The sequence below is a fragment of the Devosia sp. BK genome, from assembly GCF_032907385.1.
Classification (GTDB): Bacteria; Pseudomonadota; Alphaproteobacteria; order Rhizobiales; family Devosiaceae; genus Devosia.
The window spans coordinates 2,409,352-2,430,794 of sequence record NZ_JAIMBX010000001.1; the positions used below are offsets into that span (position 1 = coordinate 2,409,352).

A 21,443-nucleotide genomic window follows, 5' to 3' on the forward strand; every position below is an offset into this window, starting at 1 on the left:
CCACCCGCCTTTTCAAGCGTGCAGACAGGGAATATGTTCCCTCTTTGTTCTATCAGACTCGGGTTGGAGTCAATGCAGTTTGCCTGACTGTAGGTTTGAACTGCCCTGCGTTGCACTCTTGGTGGATGATCATGTCAGAGAATTCAGGGGCTTGCGGCTCGGAGCGGCTTGGGGAAAACCCGCTGGACAGTGAGCGCATTCGTAAAATCGTCCATGTCGACATGGATGCCTTTTTCGCATCGGTCGAACAGCGGGATGATCCGAGTCTGAGAGGCAAGCCTGTGGCAGTTGGTGGTGCGCGCCAGCGTGGTGTCGTCGCTGCCGCCAGTTATGAGGCCAGGGTTTTCGGTGTTCGATCGGCTATGCCGTCGGTGACTGCAGCACGGAAATGCCCTGAGCTGATTTTCGTAAAGCCGCGTTTCGACGTCTACAAATCGGTTTCGGCGCAGATTCATGAGATCTTTGCCGAGTACACGCCACTCATCGAGCCGCTTTCGCTCGATGAAGCCTATCTCGATGTGACGGAAAATTTGAAAGGCATGACCATCGCCAGCGCGATCGCCGAAGAGATCCGGGCCAAGATCTTCGCAGTCACAGGTCTGACGGCCTCGGCCGGCATTTCCTACAACAAGTTCTTGGCGAAGATGGCCTCGGGACACAAAAAACCCAATGGCCAATTCGTTATTCCACCCGCCAAAGGGCAAGGCTTCGTGCGAACCTTGCCGGTCGCCAAATTCCACGGCGTCGGACCGGCGACGGCCTCAAAAATGAAAGCGCTTGGAATCGAAACCGGAGCGGATCTTGAAGCCCAAAGCCTCGAGTTCCTGCAGCGGCATTTCCGATCAAGTGGAGAGTATTATTACTGGATTGCGCGCGGCATCGACTATCGCCGGGTCAAGCCGGATCGCGTTCGGAAGAGTGTGGGTGGCGAGAACACCTTCTTCGATGACGTCCATGATCTCGCGGCGGCTTTAGAAAAACTCTCGCCGATCATCGATAAAGTCTGGCGACACGCAGAGCAGAAGGCCCTGTATGGCCGAACTCTCACTCTGAAGGTGAAGTTCGCCGATTTCGAGATCATTACCCGCAGCCGAACCGAGCAAGTGCCACTGGGCACCCGGGAAATCGTGGAGCGCACTGCACACGCATTATTGGCGCCAGTGTTCCCAACCTCGAAAGGGATACGGTTGCTCGGCATCTCAATTTCTGGATTTGAACCGCCGGACCGAGCGAGTAACATGGAACAGCTAACCCTCGCCCTATGACAGTCAGAAGAATTGGTTTTCCCGTGCGTCGATCTGGCTGTTCTGCGGATCTTCTTTTTTGCCAACAGAGACGATCTCGAGGACATTGTTGGCTTCCTTTGGGCGGTAGGGCAGCAACTCGTTGCATTATGATCGTGCTCGAGAATAGCCCAAAGGTGCCGCTGGACCGATGGTCGAAATGGGACGGTAAGCCCTCTGAAACCTTGAGGTAATCATCGCTTCGATGGCGCTTTTGGTCACCGGCGAGAGGCCAGGGGTGTCTCATGATATTGTTCGAAGGCGGAAGCTCACCATAGACTTTGGTACTCCCCCTAGCGAGCAGACACTTCATGAATTCCAGACCAGTCAATGATGGAGTAACTACCTGACGCTTGTGTATTGGCAATCGACCAGCTTCGGGTTCATGATGATCGGTATCGAGCCAGAACGAGTTTGAGCAGGCGCACAGAATGCCATCGATCGCCCAGCTGGTCTCTCGCTACGTCTGGCCAGCACGATCATGCCCAACACCAAATCCCATGGAGTCTTTATGTCAAACGACACGCCTGTTCCGCTTAGCGATGCCGATCTCGACAACGTCAATGGCGGCGTTGCTGCCGTCGGCTCCAGCAATCGGACCGGCGCGATCGGGAATATAGATATTGGCTCGATGGACCTCGAAACGGCGATGATGGCCGTTCAGTCCAACCGCGCCGCACTGCTCGATACACAACTGTCCGAGCAGATCAAATCCGTGCAGGAGCGCAACACCGAAGTCAGCGAGCTCAACGCGGATAAAGTTGCGCTTGAAAGGATCAATAGCCTGTTCGAGCCGAGCAAGGGCGATGATCAGAAGGTGTCGCTGGCGACAAAGCTCGGCGATACGACAGTCGGCGCCGTGCTCGAATCTCTCAACAATGACCTCAAGGTAGATGCCAACAAGGACGGAATGGTCTCGCTAGGCGAGCTGAAGTCATCAATTCTTGAGGCAAAGCGCGAACTCGATTCGATGAGCAACAGTCAGCAAATGGACATGCTGCGCCTGCAGAGCCTTTCTAACAAGCGCAACGAAGCATTCGACGTCATGACAAATTTCCTTGCGAAAATGCAGGACGCACGGGCCAGCATCATCGGCAATATGCGCTAATCAGGACGCGAACCCTACCGGCTAACGCGCGACGCCCCGTCCCTTTGGAGATGGGGCGCTAGCGCTTACTGTAGTGCGGCGACGGCGTCGCGCGCGGTTGCGTGGATGTCGAAGATCGAGCTGAAACCGCTAACCTCGAAGACCTCGGTGACCTGCGGGGTAAGCCCGGATAAGGCCAATTTGGTCTTCCCGGCACGGGCTGCCTTTGCCGCCTTGAGCAGCACGCGCAGCCCGGCGGAGCTGACATATTGCACGTCGGCAAGATCGAGCAGCAGGGCGGGATGACTGCGCACGCCGTCTCCAGCCAGCGCGTCATCGAGGGTCTGTGCGGTGTTGCTATCGAGCCGCCCGGACACTTCCACGCGCAGCACGGCGCCGTCCTGATGTTGGGTGATGTTCATGGAAAACTCCTAGCTGTCCAAAGCCTTGCTGAATGAAAGCCGGTTGCGCTCGCCCTCGCGGCTATAGCGCAAGTCGGTCATCATGGTACGCAGAAAATGTATACCGAGGCCGCCGATCGGACGATCCTCGACGTCGAGCTCGAGATCGGGCTCCGAGGCGCCGAGCGGATCGAAGGCGGATCCGCCATCCGACACATCGACGAGAACACTGCTCCCTTCGCGCTTGAGCGCAACGCGGATGGGCAGGCCATCGTAACCGCGCCCATGATAGCCGTGGGAGACGGTATTGGTGAACAGTTCCTCGAGCACGAGATTAAGCTGCATCGCTGCCTTTGGCGGCACGTCATTATCTTCGCAAAAGCGCTCTACCGCTTCGGCAAGGCGATCCAGTTCGCTCATCTTCACGGCCAATTCGATCAGCATGGCAATTTCCGCGCGCTGTTAGAAACGGAGACGAAGAAGAGAGAAGTCATCGGGCAAGGGACCGCCATCGCCAAAACTGCGGACCCAGGCATGGATGGCTTTAGGCTCATGGTCGGTTAGGGCAAATTCGGCCAGTCGGTCGACGCTGAGCATGTCGCTGCCGATCCCGTCGATTTCAAACGTTCCGTCGCTGAGGAGCAGCAACACGTCCCCCGGCGCTATTGCAACCTGTCGCGCGGCATATTGCATGCCTTCGAGGGCACCAATGGCGAGCCGGCCCGGCGTTGAGAGTAAAGCTGCCCGAGGGCCATTGCCCTCGTCTTTGATGTGTATGGCAGGCGGATGACCGCCCGTTGCAAAGATCAGCGTGCTGGTGGAACGCTGATAAACGCCGTACCAGATGGTGAAAAACATATCGTTCTGCTTTTCCATCGGGAATGCGTCATTGAGCGCTTCGAGAACACTTGAAGGGTCGCGGAACTCGGCACCGCGCAGGGCTGAGGCACGCAGCACATTGATGACCGTGACCGAAAGCAGGGCTGCGCCCACTCCATGCCCGCACACATCGAGCAGATACGTAGCGAGGTGATCCTCGTCGATGTCGTGATAGCCAAAACTGTCGCCGCCAAGTTCGGTCGAGGGCACGAGCAGCCAATCGGCGTAGGGTATGGTCGACCGCGGTTCGGGCAGGATCGACATGACATAGCGCGCCGCATCGTCGAGCTCGGCCTCGAGGCGCTTCTGTGTCTTTTGTAGCGCCAGATTGATTTCGGCGAGTTGGTCTTCCACGGCTTCGCCATGCTCGATCATGGCGTCGTAAAGGAGCTTAAGATCCTCGTAGTCGGCTCGCAGGCTTGCAAGCTGGGTGGACAGTTCTTCTGCTTCCGATGCCCTATCAGACATGATCTCGGCCTTTCCGACCTATCGAGCTGTTACAGATCTACAGCCCAATTGAGCCATAGAGGTAAACAACCCGATCATACGCAAGGAGAAAAACACGCGGCGAATGGCGTAAAATTGGCGGGAACAGCATGATGCCAAACAAAAATGCGCAAGACTGTTAAGGAAAAAGTCTTAACACCGTGGCGTGAAATCAGTTTATCTGGCCGGAATGCGGCTTAGGGCTTAGCCCTAACCGGGGTGCCGCAAAGTTGGGGGATTGCGCCATGCGCGCTGGGGCAGATCAAGCCGGGCTGAACACGTTCCAGCCACTTTTGTCCGTGGATATGGACATAGGGGTATTCGGAAGCAATTGGGCCTATTGCGACAGGCTATCGTCCTATGTCGCGCGCATGATCAGCCACAACCGCACCGACTCGCTGCTGTTCGCCAATCTTTTCTCCTCGGCGATCAACGAACTGCTCGAAACAATTTTTCGGACCCATTCCCCTTCAGGACGCTTCACCTGCTCGGTGGCGCGTTCCGGCGAGATAGACCGCGTGCGGTTGAGCCTGCCGGCCGATGCCGAGGTCAAGGCATTCTACGATACGGCCCTGGCAAGGCTGACCCAAAGCGATGCGCCCGAGCAATATCGGGCATCGCTCTTTTCCGAAGGGCCGCTCGATCTCAGCATTGGGCTGTTCGAATTGGCGGTCGACTATGACGCCCGCTTCAGCCTCGATCTCGAGATCCCAGACATGCTTCACATCACGGCCGATCTGGCCCTTGACAAGGCGAAGATCTGATGGCCACCCCGCAAACTTCGTTCGATGTCGTCTTTGACGAGAACAACCAGGAATTCTCAATCATCGGCGCCATGCGCCCAGAAAGCGCCGCCGAGCTTGCCGGCTGTACCGCGCTCTTTGAGCAATCGCTGCGCACTGTCCGCGGCACGCTCTATCTCAATGTCAAACGCCTCGTCAGGCTCAACAATATCGGCTTTCGCGTTCTTGCCGACCTCCTGATCGACGCGTGCGAGAACAAGCCCGGGCTCAAGATTTCGGTGATCACCTCGAGCGTTGTCGGCTGGTCCACCCGCAAGTTCGGCACCCTCTCTGCGGTCAACGATAATATCATCGTCGAGCAATATGACGCCGATTTCTATCCCGGCCAGGCCTTCGTCGAAGACGATGCTATCATCTCGCTGCTGCGCACCCAGACCAAGCTCACCTGGCGCCACGAACGCTCGATGTTGGCTCGACACGGCCTCAAGCCGGACATGGCGGTCGCCGATATTTGCTGCGGCATTGGCGATTTTGCCGTCCTCTTGCAAAAGGAGTTCGAGCCCGGTCGGCTCGTCGCGCTCGACCATGCCAAGCCAAGCCTTGATTATGCCCGCCAGGTCGCCAAGGACTTCGGCGTCGACGGCATCGAATATGTCTATGGCGACGCTTCGGAAATGCTGCTCGAGGACGACCAATTTGACTTCGTCACCTGCCGCCATTCGCTGCAGATTTTCGACCGGCCCGAACTGATCTTGAAAGAGCTCTTCCGCATCTGCAAGCCGGGCGGCCGGGTCTATGTGACCAACGAAAAGAATTCCCATTGCCTGGGCGAGCCGCGCGGCGAAAGCATCCAGTGGACCTATAACGAAGTCGCCAAAATCGTGGCGCACTTCAACCACGATATCGAGATCGGACCTAAGAGCCGCCGCTTGATGCTCGACACTGGGTTCAAGGATGTAAAGATGGAATCCTTCATGGTCACCAATATGGATGGCGACCCGCAGGACTTTGCCGACATCATCGAAGCCTGGAAGAACCTGTTTGCCGGCAAGATGGCGACCATGCGTGGCGACGATCCGGACTTCATCAAACGCTTTTGCCAAGGCTTTGACGACCACATCTTTGCAGCGCTTCATCCCAAGGGTTATGCCGGCTGGCCGATCTGGGTTGCATCGGGACAAAAGCCGCTATGACCGTTATCAACCAGCCTGCCAGCAGCGGGGGCTTTTCGCTGTCGAGTTTTCGCGCGAAGTTCGTGCTCGTGGCGGGCGCGGCAGTGCTGTTCAACCTGCTGCTCAGCTCTGGCGTCGCCATTTTTAACGTGCAGCGCCTGTCCGAAGACGTGGCGAGCCAGGTTGGTGAGGGGCTGACCAGCGTCAACGAAGAATATCTGCGCACCTATATCGAAACCACTGCGCAACGCGCCGACCTGTTGCTCGATGGCGTCCAGGCGCAACTCCAGACCCTAAGCAGCACTATCCAATATCTCACCGATAATCCGCAGACCAGCGCGGCCATCGGGGAATCCTTGCGCCGCGACCCGACGCTGTCGGACCAGTTGATCTACAATGCCGCAGCCGATTGGGCGCAAAATGCGCCCACGGCACCGACCGCCGTCAGCGTCTGGGGCTATCTTCTCGATCAAGCGGGCAGGCCGACGCCGGCTGCTGAAAACGAGATCGAGAAAAGCGTCATAATGGACCTTTTGGGTCCCTCGCTGATGGCGACCGGTTCGCCCAAGCTACAGATGTACTACATCGGCTCAAAGGCGGCCTCCATCACCCGCTCCGTCCCCTATTCGGATCAGGCAACGACGCTCGACCAGATCTATCCTGGGCATAACGAAGGTCCTAGCTTTTGGGACTTTTTCTTTCCCGGCATCTATGAAGGCTGGCAGAGCTGGATCGCCAATCCGTCCCTGCGCCCGACCGAGAGCGATATCGTCACCACCGTGCCCTATCGCGACGCGACGACGGGCAGCATGGTCGTCTCCTACTTTATCCCCATTTACACGCCGGATCGATCCGATGTTTCGGGCGGGGTCGCTGTCGACCTGACGCTCGACCAATTGGTGACGCTGGTCGAAAGCGTCAATATCGCCGAGACCGGCTTTGGCTTTCTCGCCACTTCCAATGGCAATGTGCTGGCGACCAATCAGCTTGGCGAGCGCACGCTTGGTCTTGTTGCGAGCGATCGCGAAGGCCAGGGCGTGACGGGGCTTGATCGCTCGCTGCGCCAAAGCACCCAAACTTCGATTGCCGAGCTGGAACTGCCAGGCGACCAGAATACCGTTCTGCGTCACATCTTCCTCCAAGAAGACGGCGAAGAAGTCCCTTACCTCGTCGTCCTGCGCCAGCTTGCGCCCACTAATCTCTGGAATGGCCAGAACATCGCGGCCGAAACCATGACGCTTGGCTTCGTCGTCTCTGAGCGCGACATCTATCACTCGCTGATTTCCGCCCAGGGCAATATTTCCGAAGCGACGCGCTCGATCATCAACTACCAGCTCATCGTCGCCCTCCTAAGCCTGCTTGTCGTTCTGGCAGCCATCTATGCCGTTTCAGGCCGTATCACGGCCGGCCTTCGTGCTCTGGCAACGACGGCACGTCGCCTGCAGGATAAAGATTATTCGGTCCGCGTCGCTATTCCGGGGCGCGACGAAGTAGCGGCCGTGGGCGTCGCCTTTAACAAGATGGCCGAAGAGATCAGCTACCACACGGAAAATCTCGAGGGCCTGGTTGCCGAGCGCACGCGCGATCTAGAGAAGGCAAACCTGGCGATTTCGACGCTCAACCAGCGGCTGGAATCGGAGAATTTCCGCCTTGGCGCCGAACTCGATATCGCCCGCAAGATACAGATGATGGTCCTGCCCAAGGAAGACGAACTCGGCACCGTCGAGCGGCTCGAGATCGCCGGCTATATGTCGCCGGCCGACGAGGTGGGCGGGGACTATTACGACGTGCTGCACGCCGGTTCGCGCGTCAAGGTCGGCATCGGCGATGTCACCGGCCACGGGCTTGAAAGCGGCGTGCTGATGCTGATGGTACAATCGGTCGCCCGCGGTCTGCAGGAAAGCGGCAATTCGAACCCCCGCGAATTCCTCGAAGTGCTGAACCGCGCCATCTACAAGAATATCGAGCGCACCCGCACCGACAAGCACTTGTCGCTGGCATTCCTCGACTATGACGACAACCGTGTGACCCTCTCCGGGCAGCACGAAGAAGTGCTGGTGATCCGCGCCGACGGCACGAGCGAGCGAGTGGAAACCATGGATCTCGGCTTCCCTGTCGGTCTTGAAAGCGAGATTGGGCCGTTCATCGACACGCTCGAGATCGCCTTTACCACCGGCGACTTTATCGTGCTGCACACCGATGGCGTCACCGAAGCTGAGGGGCCCGATGGCAGCCTTTTTGGGTTCGACCGCATGCTCGACAGCGCCCTGCGGCACCGCCAGGGCAGTGCTGAGCAGATTAAGGCCGGCATTATCGGCGACCTGATGAGTTTTATCGGCACCCAGAAGGTGCATGACGACATCACCCTCGTGGTCATGAGGCACAAATGAGCGCTCCCGTCCAATTCGGCACCATCGGCTTTTCCAATGGCCCCGAGGCCGTAGCCAACCGCGTGCAGCTCGCCGATGGGCCGCTCGATCTCAGTTGGCACCATTGCACCACCACCTCGGATTTTTTAGGCGAGTTTTTTGCGCTGCAGCGGCGGGGCAACAGCACCCAATTCAACGAGACGCGCCACGGCATCGGCTACCTGGCTAACGAATTGCTGGAAAATGCGATCAAGTTCCGCCAGCCGGGCAATATCCAGGTCGAATGCTCGCTCGAAGATGCACGCTTTGAAATCAAAGTGACCAATCTGGTGGCGGAGGATGTCGCAACGCGGTTCCAGTTGCTCCTCAGCGAGCTGACATCTCGCGATCCCGGCGACTTGCTGATAGAGCGGATCGAAGCAAATGCGGCGGCTTCGTCCTCTTCGGGATCGGGATTGGGTCTGCTGACGCTGATGAACGATTATGGCGCCGAACTGGGTTGGGTCTTTACCCCCAACGCAGACGCCGTCCGCCTCGAGACATATGCCAGTCTCAATCTTTACTGACACATTCTTTTCGGAACGCACCTTATCATGGAAACTAAGACCAACGATTATCGAGTCTGGAGCGAGGGCTCGATCATCCATTACGAAGGCACTATGCGCCTTTCGGGCGTTGAGGCCTATGCACCCATTCTGGAACTGATGGAACAAGTGCTCAATTCCAAGCCGGACGCCATTGTTCTGGACCTCACCGAGCTCGAGTTCCTCAATTCGTCCGGCATCAACCTTCTCGCCAAATTCACCATCGAGGTGCGCAAGCGGGCCGATGTGGGTTTGACGGTCAAGGGCGCGACCCGCGTTCCGTGGCAGTCCAAATCCCTGCCGAACTTGAAAAAGCTCTACCCCGCACTCGAACTCGTCATCAGCTGACCGGCGGTTCTTTTGGGGGTAGGGGAACAACTGGCGCGTCAGGTCGGTGCGCTTCTGATGCCGCCGCCGCGCGGCAAGCGGCACAAGCCAGAGGAAATCCTCTACGGGCTCGATGAGCGCCCGCCGCTTGGCACGCTTATCTTGATCGGCCTGCAGCATGCAGCGCTTTCGCTGATGCTCGGCATCTATGCGGTCATCGCGGGCCAAAGCATCGGCCTTGGCAGTGCGCAGACGGCACACTATGTCGCGTCCTGCTTTTTTGTACTTGGCCTTGGTACGATGCTGCAGGCAATGCGGACGCGCTTCACCCCCGGCGTGCCGCTTGTGTCCATGCCAAATTCCCTATCGCTCGCCGCTTATGTGGCGGTGGTCGTACAGTTCGGCCTTGGCGCGGCCATGGGCGCGATCATTGTCTCCAACCTCGCGGTGATCCTCCTGGCGCGGTTTTTGCCGCGGCTGCGTGCCGTTTTCCCGCCGGAAGTCATCGGCGTCGTGGTGTTGATGCTAGGGCTGTCCATGGTCGCGGGCGGCGTCGAGCGGAGCACGGGTCTTGGCAACGGAGACGTCGTCTCATCCGGCGCGGTGATCGTTGCCGGGATCACCGTTGCCATTGTAGTCGCCCTTTCGGTTTGGGGCAGCGCGCAGATGCGCACCATGGCCGTGCTGATGGGCACGATTTGCGGGGTTGCGGCTGCGTTCCTCGCCGGGACGACCGATCTCGATGCGTTCAGCGGCATTGCCGAATTGCCGGTGCTGGGCGTGCCGATCATCAGCACACCCCTGCCCTGGCCGGTCCTGATCCCAGCTGCCATAGCCCCGATCTTTCTGACCGAACTGCTTTCGGCGATGGACCAGTTCGCCTGTGCCTTGACGCTCGACAAGCTGAACGATGCCAGATGGCGCCGGGCCGATATGCCTATGGTGTCTCGTTCCATCATGGCCTCCGGCATCGCCAATGTGCTTCATGGTCTATCGGGCCAGCTGACGAGCGGCTCTTCGAGCGCCAATATCGGCCTCTCGCACTCGTCGGGCATCATGTCCCGCCATGTGGGCTTCGTGGCGGGCGGGGCGCTTTGCGTGGTTGGGTTCCTTCCCATTCTATCGGGCTTGATAGCCTTCACCCCCGCGCCGGTGATCGGCGGCATCCTGATCTATACGGCAAGCTTCCTGATCGTTGCGGGTATGGACCTCATCCTTTCGCGTCTCCTTAACACCCAACGCACCTTTGTGGTCGGCTTGTCGGTCGTGCTCGGCACCTCGGTAATGGTGCTGCCGCAATTGGTCGACCAGGCACCCGCCTGGAGCCTGACGATTGTTGAATCCGGCCTTACTGTGGGATCGTTGACTGCAATCGCTCTCAACGCGCTCTTTCGCATCGGCATCAAGCAAAGCGCTGCGATCGACCTGCCCGATGGCGATGGCGCACGTGCCGCGACGGACTTTCTAGAGCATCATGGCAAGGCCTGGGGCGCGCGCAAGGATGTCGTCATGCGCGCCGGCATCGCCCTTGGCGAATCGCTCGAAGCCTTAATTGAAGCAGGTGTGGTCAAAGGCCCGGTGACGCTCCAGGCCAGCTTCGATGAATTTAATCTTGCCTGCCGGCTCGTTTATCTCGGCGTCGCCCTGCCCATCCGCTCAGGCGGCAGTATCGATGCGTCGGCTCTTCTTGAGGAGGACGATGACGCAGCGCTCGATCTTGCCATGCTCCAGCTTTCATCGGTGCTCGTGACCCGCCTCGCGGACCGCGTACAATCTTCCGAGAAATCCGGCCGGGCCGAGCTGCGCCTTAACTTCGATCACTGAGGTTTTGCTTCACGCTCGATTTCATCGGGAAATATTGATGAAATATCTGGGATGGAAAGATTTCCGATTTTCTGGCACAAGATAATCGTCGATCAGCAGGGGCCAGAATGACCAACCCACCGATGGAATTGACGGACGAGGATCTCGAAGCCATCACCGGTGGCACTGGCAAGATGGGGGATCGGGAAGATCTTTCCGAGGCGCACAAATTGGCTGAGCTAACCTCGCGGCAACCCGATGCCGAGGCATCGCCTCCGGCGCCCAAGGACGTGCAGTCCTCCATGCACCAGTTCATCTCCACTATGCCCGGGCTTGCTTCTACCGATAACGACGCCTTGTTGGTCGGGATTGCCATGAGCATGCGCGATGCCGACCTGAACACGCAGCAGCACAAGATCGAGGCCGACCATGAGGTCGCGAAGCTGCAGGCTCAGGAAAAGCATGACAAGCTCGAGGAAGCCCAAAGCAAGATTGACGAGGCGCAGGATAAGCTGCGCAGCAACAGCGCCTTCGACAAGCTTGGGGCCTCGATGGAATGGCTTGGGGCCTATTTCTCCGTCGTTGCGGCCGCGCAGGCCCAGGGTCTCGGGCCAGATAAAATCCCGCAGCACATGAATGACCAGTTCAAGCAGGCCCTTGGCTTTGACCCCACGGATGCTGCCGCGCTCAAGGGATTTGTCCTCGAGAACCTTCAGACAGTGCCCGAAAGCGCGCGCGCGCAGGTCATCAGCCAGTTCGAGGCCATGTTCAGCAAAATCATGGCCCCGCAAGCGCAAGCGATAAACGGCGTCGAAAGCGTCGTTGAGGCTTCAAGACTTGCGGCCGCAAGTAAGCGCGGCGTCTAGATCCAGCATTATGTTTGGCTGCACAAAGCCAGGAGGAAACTGTGTCCAACCAACCTATATCTCTTAATGACGACCAACTCGACCAGGTCACCGGCGGCGTTGGCGCGAAAAATGCGCGTGAAGACGAACACGCTGAGCTGCAAGCGGCGGCGCTGGCGATGATCGAGAAGCAGTTCCCCGGTGGCATCAGCGGCGAAAGCGTCAAGATGCTCGAAAAATTCATGGTCGAAATGGCGGGATCCCAACGTCATGATGCGCTTAACGATCGTCTCGCAGCGCGCGATGCTGCGACGAAAGAATTGATGAGTGCCGCCGAGCACATGAAAGATCAGGCAGGCACTATGATGCAGGGCGCGATCACGCAGATGATCACATCGGTGATCGGCGCTGGCGTTGGTATCGCTGGTTCCTCGCACGCGATTAAGGGCTTTGACCACGCCGATATGAAGGATGCTTTCGACAAGAACGACCTGGCAAGCGAGAAGATGACCCACAAGGCGGGCATGATGCAGGACCAGTCTTTCAGCCAGCAAAAGCACGCTGTGGACCTGGAAAAGATGCAGGGAATGAGCCAGGCATTTTCAGGCATGGGCCAGACTTCAACCATGGGCCACACGTCCCAATTCGAGTCCAAGCAGAATGAGGCTAGTGGCCATGTCGACGCCGCAGAGGCCCAGTATCAGCAGCAGGTGACTGACAGTCGTCAAGAAGTGATGCAGCAGACAACTGAGATGATGCAGAAGGTTATTGATTTCATCAAGGAACTCAAGGACGCGGAAACGGCGCAGATGCGCGCCATCACCCGCGTCTGAGCCGTTTCAAAACTGCTTTGAGCGCGGAAGCTTTGTTTCCGCGCTTTTTTATGCCTGTGCCTTGGCAATGCGCGCAAAGGCGCCATCGGCGGCGATCAGGTCTTCATAGGTACCTGCCTCCACAACCATGCCGCCATCGAGCACCAAGATGCGATGGGCGTGCCGCACCGTACTGATGCGATGGGCGATGACGAAGCGGGTGATCCGAAGATCGAGGATGGCCTGCATCGCTCGAGCCTGCGTGCGATTGTCGAGCGCACTGGTGGCTTCGTCGAGAATGAGGATTGCCGGATTGGACAGCAATGCGCGCGCCAGAGCTAGGCGCTGCACTTGCCCGCCGGACAAAGCCCGGCCCGCATCGGTCAGCATGGTGTGAAGGCCAAGCGGCATGGCCGCAATTTCTTCGGCGATCGCTGCCTTGGCTAAGGCTGTCCAGACAGCCTCAAGACTTGCGCCGGTGACGCCTCGCACCACTTCGAGAATGGTGCCAGGCGGCAGTTTCTCATCCTGCAGCACGACGCCCATCTGGCTTCGGAGCGCATTGGGATGGAGAGAGCGCAAATCATGCCCGTCAATATAGACAGCGCCAGCGGCCGGTTTTTCGGTGCCGAGAAGGAGGCGCGCGAGGGTCGATTTACCGCTGCCTGAGGCGCCGACGACCGCGATCATCTCGCCGGGCGCTGCACGGAAGCTGACGCTGCGCAGCACCGTTTGGCCCGGCGCATATTCGAACGCGACTGCCGCAAATTCGATATCGCCATCCAATCGGCCCGGATCGGAAAGCCCTGCCATCGGCTCGGGTAGCTGTTCCAAAAGCCCCTTGGCATAGACCCAGCTCGGCTTTTGCAAGGCGACCGAAAGCACCGAGCGCATGAAAGAGCCTACCGTTGCAAACATCAGTCCGAACGCGGTGATCGAGGCGACGACCGCTGCCATAGAAAGGGTGGGCTGCCCGGCAGGGGTAGATACTGTCATGGTGTGGACGAGTGCAAAGAGGGCCGCAGAACCAAGGATTGGGTAGGCCGAAAGCCAGCTCTCATAAAAATTCATCACCCGGCGCGAGTTCACAAGCTTGCCGCGCAGCAGTGCAAAGCGTTCGCCCCAGCGCATCACCGCCCGCTCTTCCGCTGCCGCGCTGCGCAGCTTGGTGATGGCATTGACCATCTGCACCATCTGGCTATCGGCCGTTCCCATCATCTGCTCGCCCTGCGAGAAGGCGCGCGCCTGCAACCAGCCTGCAAGGCTCGCCACCAGGACATGCAAGCCTACGAGCACCGCAGCAAGCAGCGCCAGCGGCAGGCTGTTCGATGCGATGACCCAAAGGCTCGAGACCACCGTGCCCAGGGTTGCCGCCGCGCCAAAGGCGAATTGACGGACGCCGGAGGTCACCGCTATCGCCGAGGACAGGCGGGCAGCAATGTCGGCGCTGGCAAACCGGCGCAGCACAGGAAGCGGCAGGCTTGTCACCCTGTCCCAGACCTGCCGGTGAACCGCCGCATCGCCCCGTGCGCTCAGCCGCTGCCGGGCGACATCGCCAGAAAGTTGCACGGCAAAACCAGCAATCCCAATGACGACGATCAGAATGCCCACTTGCAGCAGCGCATCGTGCATGGCGCCGGGCACCAAGACCCCGAAAACCAGGCTCGTCGCCATGGGCAGAACTTGGGCAATAAGACTGCCCAGCGCAATGGCAAGAAGCAGCGCGATGATATCGCCCAAGCCATTGGCGGTGCTTGAGAGGATCATCTCGGTAAAGCTGAGCTTGGCCGGCTGCGGAGCAAAGACGAGCTGGGCGTCTCGAGCGAATTCGGACGCGTTGCGTTGGTTGATCCGGGTCGCCTTGCCAGTCCGGTCAAGCGCCACATAGCCGCGGTTCCAGACCAAGGCAACGGGGTCGCCAGACAGACGGTGCCCAAGCATGGTGCCGCTTTCGCTCGTCCACCAAGCGTTTTCGAGCGCGACGGCCTGGAGACGGATGTTCGAGGCGCGGGCAATTTCGTCAAGACTTGGCGCCAAATCCATCTGCGCAAGGCGCGACTTGCTCGGGCGCTTGATGGTCACACCCAGCTTGGTGCCGATCAGCCGTAAGACGTCGATTAGGCCGTCGCTCTCGGCCTCCTGCCCGGGATCCGTGCGGTTTCCAAGGATCGAAGCAAAACGGTCAAGGACGAGGCGGCCGTCCAAATCCTCGGCCGCCTGGCGCGAGCGAATGCGATTGAACTCATCGGCCTCGGTGAAGCCACGTGCGAGGGGCAGGAGTTCATTGACGGCGGTGTTGAAGCAGTCGACCGCGTCGGGCCAGCCCTCGAGCGCCAGGCCTTCGGCCCAAGTCAGGCTCGAATAGGCTTCGCCCTTGTCGAGGGTGAGCCAGGCGCCGGCAGGCAGCGGCACCAGGCCTTCCACGGGCTCGATGCCAAAAAGCTGGCCGCCGCCCTTCGGCAAATCTATCCAGGCGATGCCCTCGGCGCAGCCGACGATCCCGGCGACGATCCCGCTAGATGAGCGGCTGCCCGAAACAAGATGTTCCGGGCGTGGTCGCGGCTCGATGCGCTGCCCGATCCCGTTAGCAAGCGTCGTAAGCCAAATCCCGAGCCCGGCAGCAAAGGCGGCGGGGGGCGCCGGAAAGCGCCAGTTCTGCGGCAGCTCGAATATTCTGGCATCGGGACTGCCGACCCCAAGCAGGCCTTCTTCCCCGAGAAGGCCTGGAGCCGCGCCAAAAAGCAGACCCCCAGCCGGGATTTGACCCACGGGAAGGCGCGCAAGTTTTTGAGCCGCGTCCGAGGCAAAGAGCCCAACATCGCCGCCAGCAACGATATAGCAGTGACCTAGGTCTTCCAGAAAGAGCGGACCGCTCAGCGGTTGCGGTTCGGAGCCGATGTCGTCGCGTTCGATGGCTTGAGTGCTCATGCTGGCTCCGCCATCAAATCGCGGAGCGGTCCCGAAGTGCTCAGCAATTCGTCGGGGCGCCCGGTCTGCACGATGCGCCCCTTATCGAGAACAAGAACGCGGTCGCATTCCCTAATGGCGGTGAAGCGATGGGCGATCACGATCTGGGTGGCGCCCAACTGCCGGAGGTTGGCGAAAAGCTGTGCCTCGGTGGCATTGTCGAGCGCGGCTGTCGCCTCGTCCATGATGAGAATACGCGGATCGCGCACTAGCGCTCGGGCAAGTTCGAGCCGTGCCCGTTGCCCCCCGGCCAGATCGCTGCCCCCTTCGGCCAGCATGGCGCCATAGCCACCCGGTCGCGCCAATACCACCTGGTGCAGCATGGCAAGTCGCGAGGCTTGAACAATCCGATCATCGGGCAGGCTATGATCGAAGAGGCTGATATTGTCGCGCACACTGGCTTCAAGGATTGCCGAGCGCTGATCCACAAAGGCGAGGGACTGTCGCAACTGGTCTCGGGATAACGTCGCTATATCGACGCCATCGATCAGGATGCTGCCGCTTGTCGGCTGGTAGAGCCCGGCAAGGAGGCCCCCAAGCGTCGACTTGCCCGAACCGGACGCCCCGACAATGCCTAGCCGCTCGCCCGCGAGAAGTTCGAAGCTGATGTCGTCGAGAAGGAGAGGTGCACCGGGGGAATAGGCAAAGGACACATTGCGAAGGGTGATTGCGCCACGCAACCGCTTGCGGCTCGTTTTTGCCGCTGCAGGTGCAGCGAATTCGGGCGCGGTGGGATGCTTGAGCGTATCGTCGAGAATGCGCAGATAGGCCTGGCCATCCTGGATCTTGCCGCCCAGTTGCACGAGCTGGGTCATCGGGGCGAGAAAGCCTGCCATCAATGCCTGGAAAGCGACGAGCATGCCGAGCGTCATCTCGCCGGCAATCACCATATTGCCACCCACGATCAGCACGATGCCGCCAAGCAAAACTGCCGACAGGCCGGGCATGGCGTTTAGCCGCAATTGCGCGCCGGCGATTGCCTGGCGCAGGTTGAGCACCCGCATCTGCATGGCAGAAAGCCGCTCACGCAACAAATGCTCGTTGCCGCTCGCCTTGTAGCTCTCGATCATCTGCATGCCCTGCTTGGCAAAGCCGGACTGCATGCTGCTGGTGGACAGCAGCCGGCGGTTTTCGTCGGCAAGTTGCCGCGAGGACCAGACGAGCATTGAAAAATTGGCGAGCGCGAAGATGGCGATGATGGCGGCAAGCGGGGGCGCATAGAGCGTCATAGCGACGAGATAGGCACTTGCCGAAAAGAGATTGAAGATAACGAGGCCGACTTCGCTTGCCATCAACTGCGCGACGCGATCGTTGAGCATAACCCGGCTCGCCACTTCGCCGGCATGCCGCTGGCTGAAATAGCCGACCGGCAGGCGCATGAGGTGATCGACGAACCGCAGGGCACCAGTCAGCGCTAGCCGCGTTTCGAGTCGCAGCAGCGTTTCGCGCTGTAACCAGGTGAGAAATGCCATCAGCACCGCGCAGCCGGCCATGCTTGCAATCAACGGCAGGAGCCAGTTGTCGAACCGGTTGACGAGGATCTGGTCGATAAACAGTTGTGAAAAGACTGGCACGAGGAGGCCCGGCACGACGAGCAGCACGGACACAAGAACGGTAAAGGCGAAAGCATCACCGCTGCCTTTGAGGCGCCCCACCACCGCTTGGCGCAATGAAGGCTTGCTGCCCTGACGGGCGAAAGTGCTGCCCGGCTTCATCAGGAGAGCAATGCCGGTAAAATTCTCGTCGAACTCGCTAACGCTGACGACACGCGGTCCGACCGCGGGATCGTTGAGGAATACCTTGCCGCGGCTGAATTTTTCGACCACCACAAAGTGGTTCATGCCCCAATGGACGATGGCCGGTAGCGGCGATTGGCGCAAATGTGTCGGCTCCATCTTGAGCGCCTGCACCTCGAGCCCTTCGGCCCGCGCTGCGCGCACGATAGAGCGCGCCGAGCTACCATCGCGCGAAACGTTGCAACTGGTGCGCAGCTCTTCAAGCGTCTTCCACCTTCCCCAGTGCGCCAGGATGATTCCAAGGCACGCCGCGCCGCATTCGGCCGCTTCCATCTGCAAAATTGTCGGGGTGCGGCGGCGCAAGAGGGTCACGGGGCGGCACCGGGGGCAGAGGTTTCCCCGCCACTATAGCGCAGCGCCGGAATGGCGAGCGCCAGAAGCGAGGTGGAGCGGGTGGTGACGCGGATGTCTGCCAGGGTGCCGATGTCGATCTGGGGCGGATTAGGTCGTGGCGACGACCAGACCGGCTGGCCATTCGCATCGGTCTCGAGCGCGATTGTCACCTCGAAAGGCGCAACGAGGGTTTGAACGAAAGACTGCACGAGCCGATCGTTCTGCAGCGTGCGCATCATGCCAGCGCTCGAGGCGGGCACGTCGCTGACATGGGTCACGGTGCCGCGGATAAAGCCGTGTTCTTCGCGCCGCGTCGTCGATGGCGAAACCTCAACGCTCATGCCGGGCAGGATTTTTTTGCCATCGGCGGAGCCGACATAGGCTATGACGACAGGCGTCAGCTCTGCTTGATCCGGCCGTGCGCGCTCAAGCGTGACGACGGCTGTTCCCGGCTGCACCATCTGGCCGACATTGACCTTGGCTTCGACAACCCGGCCGGCGAAGGGCGACCGCACAACACCCATGCGATCGAGCTGTTCGGACAGGCTCGTCACCCGGCGTTCCGCTTCCGTCACCGCCCTGCCCGCTTCAAGCCGCTCGCGTTCTTCGGCGGTGGCTTCGATGGCGGCGTTCGATTGGAGGCTGATCAGCTCGTCCTGGGCGTCGGCAATCTGGGTATTAATGACCAAAATCTCCTGATTGGCCCCCATCAGCCGGTCGCGCGTGACGATACCGGTCCCGGCAAGCCGGCTCAGATCTTCACGCTGTTCCACCAACGCATCGCGCCGCTCCGTCATGGCCGATACACGCTGCTCAAGCGATTTGAAACGCGCGTCTCGCGCTGCATTGCGTGTCGACAGGTCCTGTTCCTGAAAGCGCATCAGTTCGCTTTGAAACCGCTGCGCGTCGGCCAACTGTCCTTGGGCCACGGTAAGTTCGAGCGCGACATCGGGTTGGGCGATGCGGGCAATGATCATGTCGGCCGAGACGATGCTGCCCGGCGCAACGACCAGTTCATGCACCTGCCCGCCCGCATCGGCGACCACATCGGCAACGCCGCCGGATGAGAGGAGTATGCCCTGTCCACTGACCGAAACGGGAATGGTGAAAAAGGCGCTCCACACAAGCCCGCCGACGATCACCGCAGCCACGACGAGCCCCGCACCCCACAGACGCGGCCGCATAACGCGCAGGGCATCCTTATAAATGCCCTGCGAGGCCAGCGATTGCATCGCCTCGGGGCGGAAGAGTTCGGTCGATTGCGCCATAAGGCGAGGCCCCCTCAGCAGACGGCGGGAGCTTACACCGCAATACTTTACCGCGTCTTGCCTCCGCTCAGGCAATGCCGCTCAAGCGTCTCTTGCGCTGCCAACTATAGCGTAACGCAAGAGCTGTGTTCGACCCTGAGGAATTCATGCCCTATCTTGAGGACTGGGATATGCCGGTCGAAAAGAAGCGGGAATATCTGGAGTCGGTCTGGCGGATCATGAGCGCGTTCGTGCATATCGCGCTCGACAATCGCCCTGAACGGAGTGCCCCAAAGGCGCAGAAAGATCGCGACAAAGACAGGACAAAGTCCGAAGGCCCCCCGCGTGAGTTATAGAACGGCGCTCTATAACTCACGTCAGGTCACCTGACAGACAACTATGCCGCGGTTCCTGCCAGTACGTAACTGGTGCTGCGGCCTCCAGCAGCTTCTTTTGCCAGGATTTTCTTGCCGAGCAGGTCGTCGATATCGCGCAGGGCGGTATCCTGCGAACACTTGGCAATGTTTGCCTGTTGATTGCCGCTGAGAAGTGACCCGTTAGGCGGGGATATTTCCATCGAGATTTGACCCATGTTTCAACCGTGCCCTGGCTGTTTTCAGCGGGGGCTGTGGAGTGATCGACATGGCGTTACTGAGCGTTATCCGACGCTGGCATTTTCGAGAGCATCTATCGATCCGGGAGATCGGCCGCAGGACCGGTCTATCCCGGAACACCATTCGTAAATATCTTCGATCCGACGGCGTGGAGCCGCAGTTCAAGGTCCCAGATAGACCAAGCAAACTGGATCCCTTTGCGGATCGGCTGGCGGCATGGTTGAAGACCGAAGCCAATAGGCCGCGCAAGCAAAAGCGTACCCTCAAACAGCTTCATGCTGACCTGGTGGGCCTGGGGTTCGAGGGATCTTGCAATCGCGTCGCGGCCTTTGCCCGGGAATGGCGAGCGGATCGGCAGCGTGAGCTGCAGACCACAGGCCGCGGGACATTCGTGCCGCTGAGCTTTGCCCCCGGCGAGGCCTTCCAGTTCGACTGGTCCGAAGACTGGGCCATCATCGGCAGTGAGCGCACCAAGTTGCAAGTGGCGCATACCAAGCTCAGTTATAGCCGAGCCTTCATCGTCCGGGCCTATTTGCTGCAAACCCACGAGATGCTGTTCGATGCTCACACCCACGCCTTCCGGGTATTTGGCGGCATTCCGCAGCGCGGCATCTATGACAATATGCGCACTGCCATCGATAGGGTCGGCCGCGGCAAGGAGCGGGACGTAAATGCCCGATTCCTCGCTATGGCGAGCCACTATCTGTTTGAACCTGAGTTCTGCAATCCCGCCTCAGGCTGGGAGAAGGGTCAGGTCGAAAAGAACGTGCAGGACGCTCGACACCGGCTTTGGCAGCCCATCCCCCCGCTTTCCAACGCTGGACGCGCTTAACGACTGGCTGGAGACCCGTTGCCGAGAGCTTTGGACCCAGACTGCCCATGGCAAGATGGGCGGCACTATCGCCGATCTCTGGGCTGAGGAAGTGCCGAGCCTCATGCCGACATCGCGTCCATTTGACGGCTTCATCGAATATACCAAGCGGGTGACGCCAACCTGCCTCGTGCATCTGGACCGCAACCGCTACAGCGTGCCGGCCTCGTTTGCCAATCGAGCGGTCAGCCTCAGGGTCTATCCCGATCGGATCGTTGTCGCAGCCGAGGGCATGGTCATCTGCGAGCACCATCGCATCATCGATCGCTCCCATGATCAGCCCGGTCGGACAGTCTATGATTGGCGCCATTACCTAGCCGTAGTGCAGCGCAAACCCGGTGCTCTGCGCAATGGTGCGCCTTTTGCCGAACTGCCGGAGGCCTTCAGAACGCTGCAACAGCACCTGCTCAAGAAGCCGGGCGGTGACCGCCAGATGGTGGAGATCCTGGCGCTGGTGTTGCAGCACGACGAAAATGCCGTGCTCGTAGCTGTGGAGATGGCGCTGACCGCAGGCGTCCCCACCAAGACCCACGTGTTGAACCTGCTGCATCGCCTGGTTGACGGCAAGGCCATTACGCCGCCGACCATCAATGCGCCTCAGGCTTTGGTGCTGATCAATGAGCCAAAGGCCAATGTCGAGCGCTATGACGCGCTGCGCAAAGCCGCGGAGACCCGCCATGCGTCATAACCCCGCCGCCGGCGCCGTTATCATCATGCTCAAAAGCCTCAAGATGCACGGCATGGCCCAGGCTGTAGGTGAGTTGACCGAGCAAGGGGCTCCCGCCTTCGAGGCCGCTATCCCAATCCTGTCGCAACTGCTTAAG

Annotated in this window: 18 protein-coding genes and 2 pseudogenes; 13 read left to right on the forward strand and 7 right to left on the reverse strand. The window is 59.7% G+C overall.

Annotation, left to right across the window (positions count from 1 at the left end):
• Positions 1-131: 131 nt before the first annotated feature.
• Positions 132-1,265, forward strand: a complete 1,134-nt coding sequence (dinB, locus tag DevBK_RS11785) for a DNA polymerase IV (protein WP_061907537.1) — start codon at positions 132-134, stop codon at positions 1,263-1,265.
• A 529-nt stretch (positions 1,266-1,794) separates the two neighbouring features.
• Positions 1,795-2,391, forward strand: coding sequence for a hypothetical protein (locus DevBK_RS11790; RefSeq protein WP_156463987.1), 597 nt, complete (start codon positions 1,795-1,797; stop codon positions 2,389-2,391).
• A gap of 65 nt (positions 2,392-2,456) precedes the next feature.
• On the opposite strand, the gene DevBK_RS11795 is transcribed toward DevBK_RS11790, so the two are convergent.
• Genes DevBK_RS11795 through DevBK_RS11805 form a run of 3 tightly spaced genes read right to left on the reverse strand, consistent with a single transcriptional unit; the run spans position 2,457 to position 4,118 of the window.
• A complete protein-coding gene (locus DevBK_RS11795; RefSeq protein ID WP_061907533.1) occupies positions 2,457-2,792 on the reverse strand; it encodes an STAS domain-containing protein in 336 nt (111 codons plus the stop codon).
• Between the two features lie 9 nt (positions 2,793-2,801).
• On the reverse strand, positions 2,802-3,215 hold the full coding sequence (locus DevBK_RS11800; protein WP_061907532.1) for an ATP-binding protein: 414 nt from the start codon (positions 3,213-3,215) through the stop codon (positions 2,802-2,804).
• A gap of 18 nt (positions 3,216-3,233) precedes the next feature.
• The gene (locus DevBK_RS11805) at positions 3,234-4,118 is read right to left on the reverse strand and encodes a PP2C family protein-serine/threonine phosphatase (RefSeq protein WP_317185559.1); all 885 of its coding nucleotides are present in this window, start codon (positions 4,116-4,118) and stop codon (positions 3,234-3,236) included.
• A gap of 263 nt (positions 4,119-4,381) precedes the next feature.
• Here DevBK_RS11805 and DevBK_RS11810 point away from each other — a divergent pair, with 263 nt between their 5' ends.
• The 8 genes from DevBK_RS11810 (at position 4,382) to DevBK_RS11845 (ending at position 12,812) form a co-directional block, all read left to right on the forward strand.
• The gene (locus DevBK_RS11810) at positions 4,382-4,900 is read left to right on the forward strand and encodes a ubiquinone biosynthesis methyltransferase UbiE (RefSeq protein ID WP_156463986.1); all 519 of its coding nucleotides are present in this window, start codon (positions 4,382-4,384) and stop codon (positions 4,898-4,900) included.
• Complete coding sequence (locus DevBK_RS11815; protein WP_061907529.1) at positions 4,900-6,072, forward strand: class I SAM-dependent methyltransferase; 1,173 nt, start codon at positions 4,900-4,902, stop codon at positions 6,070-6,072. Before DevBK_RS11810 ends, DevBK_RS11815 begins: the two co-directional genes overlap by 1 nt.
• Positions 6,069-8,441, forward strand: coding sequence for a SpoIIE family protein phosphatase (locus tag DevBK_RS11820; RefSeq protein ID WP_317185560.1), 2,373 nt, complete (start codon positions 6,069-6,071; stop codon positions 8,439-8,441). The genes DevBK_RS11815 and DevBK_RS11820 overlap by 4 nt, the downstream gene beginning before the upstream one ends.
• Positions 8,438-8,986 (forward strand): slr1658 superfamily regulator, encoded by a 549-nt coding sequence (locus DevBK_RS11825; RefSeq protein WP_061907527.1) that lies wholly within the window; start codon positions 8,438-8,440, stop codon positions 8,984-8,986. Before DevBK_RS11820 ends, DevBK_RS11825 begins: the two co-directional genes overlap by 4 nt.
• 27 nt (positions 8,987-9,013) lie before the next feature.
• Positions 9,014-9,352, forward strand: a complete 339-nt coding sequence (locus DevBK_RS11830; RefSeq protein ID WP_061907526.1) for a slr1659 superfamily regulator — start codon at positions 9,014-9,016, stop codon at positions 9,350-9,352.
• A 57-nt stretch (positions 9,353-9,409) separates the two neighbouring features.
• The gene (locus tag DevBK_RS11835; RefSeq protein WP_061907525.1) at positions 9,410-11,155 is read left to right on the forward strand and encodes a uracil-xanthine permease family protein; all 1,746 of its coding nucleotides are present in this window, start codon (positions 9,410-9,412) and stop codon (positions 11,153-11,155) included.
• Positions 11,156-11,262: 107 nt separating this feature from the next.
• Complete coding sequence (locus DevBK_RS11840; RefSeq protein WP_061907524.1) at positions 11,263-12,000, forward strand: hypothetical protein; 738 nt, start codon at positions 11,263-11,265, stop codon at positions 11,998-12,000.
• Positions 12,001-12,041: 41 nt separating this feature from the next.
• Complete coding sequence (locus DevBK_RS11845; RefSeq protein ID WP_061907523.1) at positions 12,042-12,812, forward strand: hypothetical protein; 771 nt, start codon at positions 12,042-12,044, stop codon at positions 12,810-12,812.
• Between the two features lie 48 nt (positions 12,813-12,860).
• Here the strand turns inward: DevBK_RS11845 and DevBK_RS11850 are convergent, their stop codons facing one another.
• Genes DevBK_RS11850 through DevBK_RS11860 form a run of 3 tightly spaced genes read right to left on the reverse strand, consistent with a single transcriptional unit; the run spans position 12,861 to position 19,155 of the window.
• Complete coding sequence (locus DevBK_RS11850) at positions 12,861-15,719, reverse strand: ATP-binding cassette domain-containing protein (protein ID WP_317185561.1); 2,859 nt, start codon at positions 15,717-15,719, stop codon at positions 12,861-12,863.
• Positions 15,716-17,866 (reverse strand): cysteine peptidase family C39 domain-containing protein, encoded by a 2,151-nt coding sequence (locus DevBK_RS11855; RefSeq protein ID WP_317185562.1) that lies wholly within the window; start codon positions 17,864-17,866, stop codon positions 15,716-15,718. The genes DevBK_RS11850 and DevBK_RS11855 overlap by 4 nt, the downstream gene beginning before the upstream one ends.
• A complete protein-coding gene (locus DevBK_RS11860; RefSeq protein WP_061907520.1) occupies positions 17,863-19,155 on the reverse strand; it encodes an NHLP bacteriocin system secretion protein in 1,293 nt (430 codons plus the stop codon). The genes DevBK_RS11855 and DevBK_RS11860 overlap by 4 nt, the downstream gene beginning before the upstream one ends.
• 146 nt (positions 19,156-19,301) lie before the next feature.
• Between DevBK_RS11860 and DevBK_RS11865 the strand changes: the two genes are divergently transcribed.
• Positions 19,302-19,490, forward strand: a complete 189-nt coding sequence (locus tag DevBK_RS11865) for a hypothetical protein (RefSeq protein WP_061907519.1) — start codon at positions 19,302-19,304, stop codon at positions 19,488-19,490.
• Between the two features lie 41 nt (positions 19,491-19,531).
• Here DevBK_RS11865 and DevBK_RS11870 read toward each other — a convergent pair whose 3' ends face one another.
• A complete protein-coding gene (locus DevBK_RS11870; protein ID WP_317185563.1) occupies positions 19,532-19,726 on the reverse strand; it encodes a hypothetical protein in 195 nt (64 codons plus the stop codon).
• 50 nt (positions 19,727-19,776) lie between these two features.
• Between DevBK_RS11870 and istA the strand changes: the two are divergent.
• Both istA and DevBK_RS11880 read left to right on the forward strand, forming a co-directional pair.
• Positions 19,777-21,307: pseudogene (gene istA / locus DevBK_RS11875) on the forward strand (IS21 family transposase).
• Positions 21,297-21,443, forward strand: a pseudogene (locus DevBK_RS11880) (ATP-binding protein); the annotation flags it as partial. The pseudogenes istA and DevBK_RS11880, both read left to right, overlap by 11 nt.

Excerpts from the sequence above, each read along its gene's own strand:
- dinB (WP_061907537.1), top strand. The coding sequence starts at position 132 with ATGTCAGAGAATTCAGGGGCTTGCGGCTCGGAGCGGCTTGGGGAAAAC.
- DevBK_RS11790 (WP_156463987.1), top strand. The coding sequence starts at position 1,795 with ATGTCAAACGACACGCCTGTTCCGCTTAGCGATGCCGATCTCGACAAC.
- DevBK_RS11795 (WP_061907533.1), bottom strand. The coding sequence starts at position 2,792 with ATGAACATCACCCAACATCAGGACGGCGCCGTGCTGCGCGTGGAAGTG.
- DevBK_RS11800 (WP_061907532.1), bottom strand. The coding sequence starts at position 3,215 with ATGCTGATCGAATTGGCCGTGAAGATGAGCGAACTGGATCGCCTTGCC.
- DevBK_RS11805 (WP_317185559.1), bottom strand. The coding sequence starts at position 4,118 with ATGTCTGATAGGGCATCGGAAGCAGAAGAACTGTCCACCCAGCTTGCA.
- DevBK_RS11810 (WP_156463986.1), top strand. The coding sequence starts at position 4,382 with ATGCGCGCTGGGGCAGATCAAGCCGGGCTGAACACGTTCCAGCCACTT.
- DevBK_RS11815 (WP_061907529.1), top strand. The coding sequence starts at position 4,900 with ATGGCCACCCCGCAAACTTCGTTCGATGTCGTCTTTGACGAGAACAAC.
- DevBK_RS11820 (WP_317185560.1), top strand. The coding sequence starts at position 6,069 with ATGACCGTTATCAACCAGCCTGCCAGCAGCGGGGGCTTTTCGCTGTCG.
- DevBK_RS11825 (WP_061907527.1), top strand. The coding sequence starts at position 8,438 with ATGAGCGCTCCCGTCCAATTCGGCACCATCGGCTTTTCCAATGGCCCC.
- DevBK_RS11830 (WP_061907526.1), top strand. The coding sequence starts at position 9,014 with ATGGAAACTAAGACCAACGATTATCGAGTCTGGAGCGAGGGCTCGATC.
- DevBK_RS11835 (WP_061907525.1), top strand. The coding sequence starts at position 9,410 with ATGCCGCCGCCGCGCGGCAAGCGGCACAAGCCAGAGGAAATCCTCTAC.
- DevBK_RS11840 (WP_061907524.1), top strand. The coding sequence starts at position 11,263 with ATGACCAACCCACCGATGGAATTGACGGACGAGGATCTCGAAGCCATC.
- DevBK_RS11850 (WP_317185561.1), bottom strand. The coding sequence starts at position 15,719 with ATGAGCACTCAAGCCATCGAACGCGACGACATCGGCTCCGAACCGCAA.
- DevBK_RS11860 (WP_061907520.1), bottom strand. The coding sequence starts at position 19,155 with ATGGCGCAATCGACCGAACTCTTCCGCCCCGAGGCGATGCAATCGCTG.
- DevBK_RS11865 (WP_061907519.1), top strand. The coding sequence starts at position 19,302 with ATGCCCTATCTTGAGGACTGGGATATGCCGGTCGAAAAGAAGCGGGAA.
- DevBK_RS11870 (WP_317185563.1), bottom strand. The coding sequence starts at position 19,726 with ATGGGTCAAATCTCGATGGAAATATCCCCGCCTAACGGGTCACTTCTC.